Origin of the sequence: Hansschlegelia beijingensis (assembly GCF_045505405.1) — a bacterium.
GTDB lineage: Bacteria > Pseudomonadota > Alphaproteobacteria > Rhizobiales > Methylopilaceae > Methylopila > Methylopila beijingensis_A.
Genome location: NZ_JBJKEX010000074.1, coordinates 1 through 11,888, shown reverse-complemented (window position 1 = coordinate 11,888; position 11,888 = coordinate 1). Strand labels below are relative to the sequence as shown.

At 67.3% G+C, this 11,888-nt stretch carries 12 protein-coding genes and 2 pseudogenes; 6 read left to right on the top strand and 8 right to left on the bottom strand.

Going from position 1 to position 11,888, the window contains the following annotated elements:
- Together ACIKT0_RS07080 and ACIKT0_RS07075 are read left to right on the top strand one after the other, a co-directional pair.
- Nucleotides 1-200: pseudogene (locus tag ACIKT0_RS07080) on the top strand (LysR family transcriptional regulator); the annotation flags it as partial.
- Between the two features lie 26 nt (nt 201-226).
- Nucleotides 227-592, top strand: coding sequence for a hypothetical protein (locus tag ACIKT0_RS07075; RefSeq protein ID WP_407104662.1), 366 nt, complete (start codon nt 227-229; stop codon nt 590-592).
- Nucleotides 593-757: 165 nt separating this feature from the next.
- Here the strand turns inward: ACIKT0_RS07075 and ACIKT0_RS07070 are convergent, their stop codons facing one another.
- The 8 genes from ACIKT0_RS07070 to ACIKT0_RS07035 form a co-directional block, all read right to left on the bottom strand.
- The gene (locus ACIKT0_RS07070) at nt 758-1,774 is read right to left on the bottom strand and encodes a methyltransferase (RefSeq protein WP_407104661.1); all 1,017 of its coding nucleotides are present in this window, start codon (nt 1,772-1,774) and stop codon (nt 758-760) included.
- A complete protein-coding gene (locus ACIKT0_RS07065; RefSeq protein ID WP_407104659.1) occupies nt 1,761-1,919 on the bottom strand; it encodes a hypothetical protein in 159 nt (52 codons plus the stop codon). The genes ACIKT0_RS07070 and ACIKT0_RS07065 overlap by 14 nt, the downstream gene beginning before the upstream one ends.
- 314 nt (nt 1,920-2,233) lie before the next feature.
- A complete protein-coding gene (locus ACIKT0_RS07060; protein ID WP_407104658.1) occupies nt 2,234-2,812 on the bottom strand; it encodes an NAD(P)H-dependent oxidoreductase in 579 nt (192 codons plus the stop codon).
- A 201-nt stretch (nt 2,813-3,013) separates the two neighbouring features.
- Nucleotides 3,014-3,979 carry an Lnb N-terminal periplasmic domain-containing protein gene (locus tag ACIKT0_RS07055; RefSeq protein ID WP_407104657.1) on the bottom strand — a complete coding sequence of 322 codons (966 nt, stop codon included), beginning with the start codon at nt 3,977-3,979 and terminating at the stop codon, nt 3,014-3,016.
- A gap of 123 nt (nt 3,980-4,102) precedes the next feature.
- Entirely contained in the window at nt 4,103-4,489 is a 387-nt protein-coding gene (locus ACIKT0_RS07050; protein ID WP_407104656.1) for a hypothetical protein, read from the bottom strand.
- A 4-nt stretch (nt 4,490-4,493) separates the two neighbouring features.
- Nucleotides 4,494-6,815 carry a molybdopterin cofactor-binding domain-containing protein gene (locus ACIKT0_RS07045; RefSeq protein WP_407104655.1) on the bottom strand — a complete coding sequence of 774 codons (2,322 nt, stop codon included), beginning with the start codon at nt 6,813-6,815 and terminating at the stop codon, nt 4,494-4,496.
- The gene (locus ACIKT0_RS07040) at nt 6,812-7,270 is read right to left on the bottom strand and encodes a (2Fe-2S)-binding protein (protein WP_407104654.1); all 459 of its coding nucleotides are present in this window, start codon (nt 7,268-7,270) and stop codon (nt 6,812-6,814) included. Before ACIKT0_RS07040 ends, ACIKT0_RS07045 begins: the two co-directional genes overlap by 4 nt.
- Nucleotides 7,271-7,468: 198 nt before the next feature.
- Entirely contained in the window at nt 7,469-8,281 is an 813-nt protein-coding gene (locus tag ACIKT0_RS07035) for an alpha/beta fold hydrolase (RefSeq protein WP_407104653.1), read from the bottom strand.
- A gap of 479 nt (nt 8,282-8,760) precedes the next feature.
- On the opposite strand from ACIKT0_RS07035, the gene ACIKT0_RS07030 reads away from it, so the two are divergent.
- From ACIKT0_RS07030 to ACIKT0_RS07015, 4 genes and pseudogenes are all read left to right on the top strand, one after another.
- Complete coding sequence (locus ACIKT0_RS07030) at nt 8,761-9,384, top strand: DUF1989 domain-containing protein (RefSeq protein WP_407104652.1); 624 nt, start codon at nt 8,761-8,763, stop codon at nt 9,382-9,384.
- Between the two features lie 287 nt (nt 9,385-9,671).
- Nucleotides 9,672-10,745, top strand: a complete 1,074-nt coding sequence (locus tag ACIKT0_RS07025) for an LLM class flavin-dependent oxidoreductase (RefSeq protein ID WP_407104651.1) — start codon at nt 9,672-9,674, stop codon at nt 10,743-10,745.
- The gene (locus tag ACIKT0_RS07020) at nt 10,742-11,599 is read left to right on the top strand and encodes an ABC transporter permease subunit (RefSeq protein ID WP_407104650.1); all 858 of its coding nucleotides are present in this window, start codon (nt 10,742-10,744) and stop codon (nt 11,597-11,599) included. Before ACIKT0_RS07025 ends, ACIKT0_RS07020 begins: the two co-directional genes overlap by 4 nt.
- Nucleotides 11,596-11,808: pseudogene (locus tag ACIKT0_RS07015) on the top strand (ATP-binding cassette domain-containing protein); the annotation flags it as partial. The gene ACIKT0_RS07020 and the pseudogene ACIKT0_RS07015, both read left to right, overlap by 4 nt.
- Nucleotides 11,809-11,888 lie beyond the last annotated feature (80 nt).

Below are 11,888 nucleotides of genomic sequence, written 5' to 3'. Positions count from 1 at the left end.
CCGGCGCCCTCGTGCCGATCCTGCCCGATTATCCGCTCATCTCGACCCAATCCCTTTGGGCGCTCTATCCGAGTTCGCGCGAGCTCGCGCCGAAGGTCCGGGTCATGATCGACTGGCTTGCCCAGCGATTCGGGCGGCGGCCGTATTGGGACCGAGGTCTGGAGGGAATCTTCGGGGCCGTCCCTGAGACCCGCTCATAGGCGCTGTGAGGTAGGTTCGATTGCCGATGTCCACTGTCAGTGGCAAAACCGCGATCATGAAGAACATCCCAGATCATCGACAGTGCTGCAAATGCCACCTCAGCGTGTTCCAGGCGACAGCGGAAGAGTTCGGGGCGATTTTCCCGAACGGGCGCGACATGGAGTTGGTCGAAGACTTGATCGACCGGCTCGGGAAAGAAACTGCGGGGGCCGTGTTGACGCCGCTCTGGGAGCCCCCAATCCTGAAGCGCGATGCGCTCGGCATCCACGGCACCCTCTTTTACGACAATGAGAGTCGCCGGGGGCACATCCCGCTGTCCAAACGTGAGGTCGACTGGGATAGCGGCTCGGCCAGCCAAGCCCAGCAAGACCTTTTCGCAAAGCACAGCTGATTTGCGACGCTTCCTAGTAAATCTAAATAACGTTTTTCGCCTGCATCTCTACATCGACGAAGATAGCGCGCGGGAACCTCACGGCGACTATTGATATCGATGGAAAATACTTAGGCCACCCATTCCAGCCTGGAGCGGCGTCTTGATGCTCGAAAGTTCTTCCCGTCAGGCTGAAGGTCGGGCGGTGATGATCGCCATCGGAGACTGGGTGTGTGTGATCGCCACATCGCCGAATCCCGCTTTCACCAGAAGGTCGCGATATTCAGCCAGAGAACGCTCGCGCCCGGTCAACATGACCAGCATGTTCAGGTCCATGAGCGGTGCGAGACTTGCCTCGCCCACCTCGCCCAACACGAGTTCCAGGATCGCCACCCGGCCACCCGGCGCAATCGCGTTACGGCAGTTGCGCAGAATAGTGATGCACTCATCGTCGTCCCAATCGTGGAGGATCCACTTCAGAAGGTAGAGGTCCGCCGAAGGGACGCTCGTGAAGAAATCCCCTCCGACCTTGTCGATCCGGCCGCGGATTTGATCCGGCACGTTGGAGAAGGCGTGACCGTCGATTACGTTCTGCAGATCGAACAACGTCGCTTTCAAGGAAGAATTGGCTTGCAGGAGCGGCGCCAGAAGAGCGCCGCTTGCGCCTCCGACGTCCACGACCCGATCAACCCCGGTCGTGTCGAGAACGCGTGCGGCCTCGCTGGCCACAAGCGCTGTCAGGCCCTCCATCGATTCCGTGAATGAAGTCGCCTCGGACGGCGTTCGCCCGAAATACTCGAAGATGCCTGCGCCCAATGCAGGAACCGTCTGCGGACGCCCTGAGCGGAGCGCCTCGGCAAAGCGCCCCCACGGCAGCCAATGGCCCGCTGCCGGCTGCGACAATGCAAACCCGCGCATCGACTGAGGATGATCCCGTCGCAATGTGTCGAGCAGTGGAGTTGTGGCAAACCTTTCGCCGTCGAAGCCGACAAGCCCGAGGCTCGCGCAGGCCCGCAGATGTCGGAACACCGCCGACGCGTCCATGCCGGCAAGCGCGGCGAGCTCCTCCGCAGTCGCCGGGCGCGTCTGCAGGTGTTCGGCGTATTCGGCCACCGCAGCCCCATGAACAATCTGCGTCACCCAGTAACCGGTGATCATCTGGAGCATGCGCGTTGCAGGCTCCGAAACGTCATTGATGTTCATGAACCTTCCATTTCAGTCTGTAGATGGCCGAGACGCCGTTGCGGATCGCCGGTGACGCGCGCTCGCGGTGATCGCGCAGGTCGATCAGGTTGGCCCGTTCGCCCGAATCACCGCCAATTGCTTTGCTCCAGAGTGAGTTCAGCAACTGTGCGGCCCGCCTGCGGTGCTGCTCGACTACTGATCCAGTAGCCGCAGGATTATGTTCAACGCGCCACGACCGGCGGGCGCATTATGAGCGTCGCAGGCCGAGCCGAAACGGCGATCCGCACATGAACCCTTGGGCAATTCTCCTCGCCGGGTAAAACGGACCGATAAGATGTCGGAATAGACGTTGATCAGCCTATTTTGTCGGGCGATCTGTGATTAGGGGGTCGCGGGTTCGATCCCTGCACGCGGCGCCATCATTCTCCTGGCATTGCGGGCGCTCCCTCGATCATCATCAATCCGCCAGTCAGGCCCTCAACCGCTGACAACGGCTCGACCGATGCTTTCGGCGCGATCCAGGAACGGCTCTCCTGAAGGGGTGAGCAGGTCCGAGGTTCGGACGCGCGCGCCGCAATAGCCGAAGATGCCGTGGTCTATCTGCGTCCGCATCGCTTCGGCGTAGCCGTGCCGATCGTAGACCCCCTCATCGGCCCCGCCGATGGCGACCACATGGACGGCGAGCCGTCCCAGCATCTTCTCGATCGATCCGTCGGGCCGCTCGTTGAAGGCCCAACCGCCTGTGAACACGCGGTCGATCCAGCCCTTCATCTGCGCGGGCATCGACCACCAGTGGACGGGAAACACGAGAACAAGAGCGTCCGCACGGTCGATCCGCGCCTGTTCGGCCAGAACGTCGGCCGGAGCCTTGGCCTCGCCTCTGAAGAAGGCCAGGTCGTCCGCCTTGTGCCGCGGGTCGAAGCCTTCCGCCGCGAGGTCGGCGATGCTCGCCTCATGGCCCGCCCCCGCCGCCTTCACGGCGTTGGCGATGGTCGTCGCGACCGCGTGCGTCGGTGAGCCCGGATCGGGATGGGCGACGACGATCAATGCGCGCACATGTTTGCTCCGAACAGACGGATGGAAAGGTCGAGCGCGCCTGACCGCCCGCTCAGGGCGCCGGCGGCAGCCGCATCATCTAGGCCGTGCTCTTGCCCCATGTAGATCGGCGACCCTTCGCGGCCTGGCGCGCTTTGAAGTCGTCCTCCTGAAATCGCACCCCGCGGCTCGACGGGCTCCGCCTCAGGCGACGCCTTCCGATCAGGGCTCGCGACGGATCGCCTCGGAATAGTCGGCCCCGGGCGGGGCGGCCTTCGCCCTGGTGCTGATCTCCGCGCGCCGCCGCAGCGAGTCCAGCGGCATGTTCCACAGCAGCACCCCCTGGTCGGCCAGGTAGCCCGGCAGGTAGCCGGATAGAAGAATGCGCCAGTCCGACGGAATTCCCGGCTCGATCAGCCGGGCGAGATCGAACGCCACGGTGGTGCAGTTGGCCGTGAGGGTATTGTAGAATTCCGGGTTCCGCGCCAGGGCGTTTCCCGTCTCCACATAGGTCCGGAACAGCGCCGCCGCGGCCGGTTTCGGCAGTCTCAGCGGATAGAGGTAGGTGCGCTCGCCGCGTGCGTTGGTGCGCAGGTACAGAATGTCCCGCTCTTCGGCCGCGATCAGCGCGAGCTCATAAGTTTTGAAGAAGCCCGCGACGGAGGAGAACTCCTCGTTCTTCTCCCTGCGTATCTCGATCGAGAACACGACGCGCCGGCCATCCGAGAACCCGAAGCTCACCAGGGTGTGGGCGATCGCCTCCATGCCCCAGTAGGAGAGGATGACGTCGGTCTCCGTCAGCTGCGAGAGATCGTATCGCTCGGTCTTCCACCTCTCCTCGGCATGGGCGGCGTCGCGCCACGCGAAGTCCCGGACGTTCTCAAGGGTGACCACGTCGCCGTCGACGCGCCCCGTGACGGTGCGCGCGACGTCCGGCGCCCAGTCGCGGTCCAGCCGGGGCTCGATCGACAGCCACCAGGCGCCGAAGGCCGCAAAGGCCGCCACGATCAGGATCAGCCCGAGCCTCGTCCGGCGCCATGCAAGCCAGGCCAAGAACACAAGCAGCGCGGCCCAGGCGACGACCGCGGCTAGGCGCCAGAGGCCGTCGCCCCCCGTCTGATGCCACAAGGCCAGGCAACTCCACGCCGAGACGGCGAGGAAGGCGAGGGCGAGGACCACCCCGCCCATGGCGCCTAGGGCGCTCCGCGCGCGCCGCCTCATCGGGAGGCGGATGTCCGGCCGCCAGCGATAAGCCTGAGACCGGTCGCCCGCATGACGACCGGCCTCCCGGCGACCCTTCCGTGGTTCAGGCTAGGGCCGAGGTTCAAGCAACCGCTCGGCTTCCGCCACCAACGCGGCGCAGCGGTTCTCGTCACCGTCCTGCGAGGCGATCCGGGCCTCGTTCACCTTGGCCTTGGCCTGCAGGACACCGTCCCCTCCGCCCGCGGCCTCTTCAGCCGCGCGCTCTCCCTGGGTTTCGCCGCCCGCTGCCGCCGACGGCTTCCCGTCCACGGCCTTGGCTTCCCTGCGGGCGCCTGTCTCCTTGCCGCTGGTGGAGGCGGATATCGCGGCCCGCCCCTCGTCGACGAGGCGCGGCTCCAGCGCGGCGATCCTGTCCTGGCAGGGCTGCGCCCAAGCGGGTGAGGCGGAAATCGCGGCGCAGGCCACGAGCGCGTAGGCGCATCGACGCATCTTCATGACCTCACGCTCCAAAATGCTTGTTGAGCGGAAGCCCGCGGATGCGCTTGCCTGTCGCCGCGAACACGGCGTTGGCGATCGCGGGCGCGACCGGAGGAACGCCCGGTTCTCCGACGCCCCCGAGCGGACCGTCATAGTCGCCCGACGGCAGCAGATGAACGTTCAGCACCTTCGGCGAGGCGTCGATGCGGGTCAGATCGTAGCCGTCGAAGTTTCGCTGCTCGGAGCGGCCATCCTTGAAGCTGATCTCGGCGCTGAGCCCGAGACCCATCCCCATGATGACGGCGCCCTCCATCTGGGAGCGGATCCGCTCCGGGTTCACCTGAGGACCGCAGTCGACCGCTATGTCGACCTGCCGCACCGCGATCTCGCCGTCCTTGACCTCGACCTCGGCCGCGACCGCCGTGTAGGTCACGAAGCTGTAGTGGCCCGCGATGCCGAGACCCCTGCCCTCGCCGAGCTTGCGGCCCCAGCCGATGCCCGCAGCCGCCGCTTCGATCGTGCGCTTCAGCCGACCCGTGTCGAGGCGATAGACAGCCGGGTCCTCGCCATAGTTCCAGACGTCGCCCAGCGCGGCCGCGTCCAGGATCCGGTCGGGGCCGATGAGTTCCAGCAGATAGTCCTTCGGGTCGCGCCCGGCGGCGTGTGCGAGCTCGGCGGCGAACGACTGGATCGCGAAGGCGTGCGGGATGTTCGACACCGACCGGAACCAGCCGATCCTCACATGCGCAGGCGCTTCGGGGTTCTCGATCCGGACGTTCGGGATTGCGAACGGCAAGTTGACGAGCCCCATGCCGAGCTCGAACGGCAGCTCGTTCTTCGCTCCCTCGACATAGGTGGACCCGATCGTCGGGGCCACGCTGCGGTGGAGCCAGCCGGTCGGGAAGCCGCGTTCGTCCAGCGCGGCCTCGATCCGCTCGACCGAGACGGTGTGGTAGTAGCTGTGACTGAGGTCGTCTTCCCGGGTCCATGTGAGCTTCACCGGCGCGCCGTCCATCGCCCGGCTGCACAGCGCCGCCTCCACCACGTAGTCCGGCTTGGACTTGCGCCCGAAGCCGCCGCCCAGAAGCGTCACGTTCACCCGGACGTCGTCCAGCTTGAGACCGAGGCGCTTGGCGACATTGGCGCGCGTCGCCTGCGGCGCCTGGGTGCAGGTCCAGACCTCGCAGGATTTGTCCGTGGCGCGAGCCGTCGCGACCGGAGGCTCCATGGGCGCCTGGGCCAGGTGCGGAACGTAATATTCGGCCACCACCCGCTGTTTGGCGCCGGCGAGCGCCGCGTCCACGTCGCCGTCGGCGCGGACCGTTTTGCCGGGCTTGCGGGCCGATTCCTCGAGCGCGGTCCGGAACGCCGCCGAGTCATAGGACGCGTTCGGGCCGTCGTCCCACTCGATCTTCAGCGCCTCGCGCCCCTTGATCGCCGCCCAGGTGTTGCGCGCGACGACCGCCACCCCGCCCAACGGGTTGAACTCGGTGGGCGGCGGAGACGGCTCGATCTCGAAGACCTTGAGAACGCCCGGAACCTTCATGGCCGCGGAGGCGTCGAACTTCTTCACCCGGCCGCGGAACACGGGCGGACGCGCGATGACCGCATAGAGCAGCCCATCGAGACGAACGTCGATCCCGTAATGCGCCTTGCCAGTGGTGAAATCGTGGTTGTCGATCAGCCCGATCTCGCCCTTTCCGATGTAGCGAAAATCGGCGGGCGCCCGGAGCTTCAGCGAGGCCGGATCGGGCAGCGGCAGCTTCGACGCGCGCTCGGCGAAGCGGCCCCAGTTCTCCTTCCGGCCCGACGGCTCGTGCCTGACCATCTGGTCGCCCGCGACCACCTCGCTCGCCGGCACGCCCCATTCGGCCGCCGCCGCCTGCTCGAGCATCGTCCGGGCGGCCGCGCCAGCCCGGCGCAGAGGCATGAAGAAGTGACGGAGCGAGCGCGACCCGTCCGTGTCCTGATTGCCGAAAACCGTCTCATCGCCCCAAGCCTGGGCGACGCGAACCTTCGACCAGTCCGCGCCCAACTCCTCGGCGACCACCATGGCGATCGAGGTGCGCACCCCCTGCCCCATTTCGGAGCGGTGGCAGGTCACGGTGACGATCCCCTCCGGGTCGATCGCCACGAAGACTCGCGGATCGTCCCGCCAGCCATTCGGCATGGCGTCGCGCCCGAATTTCAGCGGCTCGTCTTCCTTCGCGAGCACGCCCGACGGCAGCGACGCGGAGATGATCAACGCGAGCGCGCCGCCGAGGGCGGCACGGCGGCTGACGTCCGGATTGAGAGCGCTCCGCGCGGCCTCGACCGACACGCCCGGGTTCCGAGCCACCGTCATGGCCGCACGCTCTTGGCCGCGTGCTTTATCGCGTTGCGGATGCGCGGGTAGGTCCCGCAGCGGCAGAGGTTGCCGTACATCTCCTGATCGATGTCGTCATCGCTCGGCTGCGGCTTCTCGCTGAGCAGGGAGGCCGCCTGCATCATCTGCCCCGGCTGGCAGTATCCGCACTGGGAGACGTTCAGCTCCCGCCACGCCACCTGGACCGGATGGTTCCCGTCGGGAGACAGGCCCTCGATCGTGGTGACCTTCTTGCCGGCCGCGGCCGACACCGGCGTGACGCATCCTCTCGCGGCCTTGCCGTCGAGGTGAATGGTGCAGGCGCCGCACGCCGCGATTCCGCAGCCGAATTTCGTTCCGGTAAGCCCGAGTTCGTCGCGCAAATACCAAAGCAGCGGCATGGCCGGGTCGCCCTCATAGCGCCGCGGCTGGCCGTTGATGGTCAGATCAATCATACGTATTCGCTCCTGTGCCGCGGCGAAGCCGCCCCGGCCTGCGGGCCGTAACGCCACGGGGGCGGCGCTTGTTCCCGGTTTCCCGGCCGATCCAGCTTTGACAAAAACGCGAGCGGGCCGGCCCTCATAACACTGGTCACTGCCGCGGCCTGCCTGCAGCTGTTGAGCAGACGCGCGTCAATGCGCCGCCGCGGCCCTCTATGCCGGGGCTGCGCTCACCCGTAGCGCCTTCTCCAGGATCAGCCCGGGTTCGAAGTGGTGAACCATGTGGCCGACGCCGGGCACGGAGGTGAAGCTCGCCCGCGGCGCCAGCCGTGAGAGCGCGCGGCCGTGCAGCGCGGGGTTCACGACGATGTCCATCTCGCCGCACACGATCTCAACCGGGCAGGTCAGCTTCCGGTATCGGAAGAGGTTGAGCGTGAGATCGCTCCAGATCGCCAGGGAATCCTCGCCCACCGAAGCGATGCCGGCGTCGCTCCCGACCGCTTCGAAATCCATGAGCCGGCTGAACTCCGCAGGCGCATGTTGCGGAAGGAAGATCGCGCGCCACAGCAAGGGCAGGGAGGCCGCGTCGAGGCCGGGCCCGCCCATGAACCCCCGACTTCCTCCAAGACGCGTTCCGAGACGCGCCAGCGCGCGGGGGCCGAACAGAACCGGCTCGAGCCGCGGCTCGGGGAAAACCAGCGGACCGATCACGACCACGCCCGCATAACGCTCGGGCGCGTCGAGAGCGAGCTGAAGCGCGAGGGAGCCGCCGATCGAGTGTCCGACCAGAACCGGCCGCCGCAGACCGAGCTTGTCTATTCCCTCCTGCACGAACCGCGCCTGCTGGGAGAGAGCCCCCTGCCCGGTCGGACGGGTGCTGGCGCCGTGGCCCGGCCGGTCGAACGCGACAGTGCGAAAGCGGCGGGCGAAGGGGCCGAGAAGGCTCGCGCCCATCTCCTCGGAGGTGACGAGCGTTCCGTGGATGAGCACCGCATCCGGTCCGCTCCCGGCTTCGTAGCCGGTCAACGCCTGTCCATCGGACAAGTCGATGCTAAGGCGGGACGCGCCCGTGGCCGAGGCGACGTCATGCGGTCGCGCCGCCCGGCCCGGACGGCGGCGCGCGCCAGTGGCCGGGTCTTCACTGATCAGGGACGGCATGCCGTTCAGCCCACGGACTCGTCGACGGCGGCGCTCGCCGAGCCGCAGCTCGCGTCCTCGCCCTCCAGCAGCAGGCCAGGGTTTTTCTCGGTCGAAGCCATGAGCCTTCCTTTCGGGAAGCAACGACGCTTCGGCGCCTCCGTTCCGGCGACCCCATGGCTAGCAGGTCACAAAGCCGGGATGGCCGATCAGGGTTCGGCGCGACTCAGCCAGACGTCGGCGCAGAATTGGCCGACCGCCGCAAAGCGACGATCGCGTCGCAGACCGCGACGGCCTTCGCTGCGCCGCCGCCCCGGGCCCGCCGCCAGAGCCTATAGTCCTGGCGATTCAACTTTCGAGGACTCCGCATGAGCACGCTTTCGCTGCCGAAAGGCACAACGATCGTCCACCGGGAGGTCCTGGCCGCGAAGCAGCCCTGGTCGCGCCGGCTGGAGCCAGGACAGCACCTCACGATGGTCGATCTCGAGGGGCGGCAGGCTGTGGACTTTCTGTGCTACAGCGCCGATCTCCCGCTCGATCGGATCAATATTCCGAACACCGTCAAGCTCAACAAGTCGCTCTATGTGACCAAGGGCGACAAGATCTATTCCGATCACGCCAGGGTCATGTTCACGGTGGTCGAGGACACCTGCGGTTACCACGACACGCTTGCGGGTTGCTGCAGCTGTGAGATCGACAAGGTCCGGTATGGCGTGACCAAGACGGAAAGCTGCCGGACGAACTTCATCGCGGAGCTCTCGCGCTGGGCGATGGGGCCGTCGGAGATCGTTTCGAACATCAACTTCTTCATGCGCGTGAAGTTCGACGAGGATGGCGCGCTCAACATCGTCGAGGGCGTATCGAAGCCCGGAGACTTCGTGACGCTCAGGGCGGAAATGCCGGTGCTCGTCGTGATCTCCAACTGCCCGCAACAGAACAATCCTGCCGCCGGTTTCCGGCCGACGCCGATCGAGCTCATCGTCTCGAGCTGACGACGGCGGCCCTTCGCGACGTCTGCGTCTGTCGCCAACGCCGTCAGGCCCACACGCGAGCTCGCGCAGTTTCGAACCGCGCCGCGCGTCGGCGGCGCGTCCCGGCCGCGCGTGCGCGCTCTGAGGCACGTCGACCAGCGAGCCATCGTCGGGAGCAGTCAGCCCCCAAGAGCTTCTAGAGGTTCTGCACGTCGCGTGTGGTTCAGTAAACTAATTCGATATTTTTGATAGACTAATGGCCGAAGCCGCTCCTAGACTGCGTCCGAGATCGCAGTCGGGGAGCTTTCATGTCGTTTATCCGTTTCGGAATTTGGGCCCCGGTGCACGGGCCCCGCGCAGCCGCGCAGGATCCGGCCGAACCCTATGACGCCTCGTGGGAGCACAACCGCGCGACGGTGCTAGAGGCCGAGGCGCTCGGCTACGACTCCACGCTCGTCGCCCAGCACACCGCCAACCCGCACTCCGCGGAGCGCGATCAGCTGGAGGCCTGGGCTTCGTCCGCCGCGCTTGCGGCGGTGACGAGCCGGATCGAGATCATCGCGGCCATCAAGCCGGCGCTCTACCATCCTGTGGTGCTGGCCAAGATGGCGCTGCAGATCGAGGAGATCTCCCGCGGCCGCTTCGCCCTGAACCTGGTCAACGCCTGGAACAGGGCGGAGTTCGAAAGGGCCGGGCTCCCCTTCCTCGAGCATGACGAACGCTACGCCTATGGCGCCGAGTGGCTGTCCATCGTCGAGCGGCTCCTGCGCGGGGAGACGGTGGACCATCGCGGCAGGCACTTCACGGTCGAGGGCTACAGGCTGGCGCCGGCGGGGCGCTTCCGGCCCCGCCCCCGCATCTATCTGGGCGGGGAATCGGAGCCGGCGCGGGACCTCGCGGCGGCGCAGAGCGACGTCTGGTTCATCAACGGGCAGCCGCTTCCCGCGGTCGCGTCTCTCATCCAGGACGTGAAGGCTCGACCGCGCCGCGGCGCCGGACTGCGCTTCGGACTCGCGGCTTTCGTGATCGCGCGCGAGACCGAGGCCGAAGCGCAGGCGGAGCACCGCCGACTGGTCGCGCTCGCCGAACTCGACCGGCCTGACAAGGCGGCCCAGCGAGCGCACGCCGACAGCAAGGTCGTGATGCTGCAGACGATGGCGAAGCATGCCTTCGTGGGCACCAACGGGGGAACCGCGGCCGGGCTCGTCGGCTCCTACGATCAGGTGGCCGAGCGCATCTGGGCGTTCCATCAGGCCGGCGTGGAGCTGTTCATGCTCCAGTTCCAGCCGCTGCGCGCCGAAATGCGGCGTTTCGCGGAGGAGGTCTTCCCGCGGGTCGGCAGGGCTGCGCCGCTCGCCCCTGTGGTTTCGGGGGCGAAATGAGCGTCGCCGAGATCAACCCGGCGGGCCGCTTCGCGCCGGCCCGCGCGCCGCTCGCGAAGCCTCGCGCGCCGCGCCGGGTCCCCTCGGGATCGTGGCTGTTCGCGCTCTCGTGGGCGGCGCCGCTGATCCTGCTCGTCGTCTGGGAGACCCTCTGCCGCTCCGGCTATGTCGCGCCGCAGGTCCTTCCCGCGCCCAGCAAGGTGGCCGCGACCGCGGTCAAGCTCGCCTCCACAGGCAGCCTGTTCAACGATCTCGCCGTCAGCCTGGCGCGCGCGGCGACCGGCTTCGCCATCGGCGGGCTGCTCGGCTTCACGCTCGGGGTGGCGGTCGGCTTCTCGCGCGTCGCGGAGGCAGCGATCGACCGGAGCGTGCAGATGGTGCGCGCCGTGCCGTTCCTGGCCGCGCTGCCGCTGACCATCATCTGGTTCGGCGTGGGCGAGGGACAGAAGATCTTCCTCGTGTCGCTCGGCGTGCTGTTTCCGATCTACGTGAACACCGTGCTCGGCATCCGGCAGGTCGATCCGAAGCTGCTGGAGCTCGGCCGCGTCCAGTGCCTCTCTCACTGGACCACGATCCGTCGGATCGTGCTGCCCGGCGCCCTGCCCTCGATCCTGACGGGCCTGCGCTACGCGCTCGCGGTCGCCTGGCTCGCGCTCGTGGTGGCCGAGACGGTCGGCGCGCAGGCGGGTCTCGGCTTCCTCGCGATGGACGCGCGCGAGTTCCTGCGCACCGACGTGATCGTGCTGACGATCGTGATCTACGCGCTGATCGGCGCGGGCTCGGACTGGATCGCGCGGCTGCTCGAGCGGCGGCTGTTGCGCTGGCATCCGAACTTCGGGGGCGGCGGTCGATGAGCGCGGCCGTCATCGTCCGGCGCCTCGTCCGTCGCTACGGCGAGCGCACCGTCATCGACGGGCTCGACCTCGTCATCGACCGCGGCGAGTTCGTCGCCCTGCTCGGCGAAAGCGGCTGCGGCAAGACCACCCTGCTGCGGGCGCTCTCCGGCCTCGATCCGATCGACGGCGGCAGCATCCAGGCGCCCGGCAAGCCCGCCGTGGTGTTCCATTGTTCATGAAGCGGCTGGCCGAGGCAGGCCACATCCGGTGCGACCCGGTCCTGCAGGCGATCCTCTCCGAAGACATC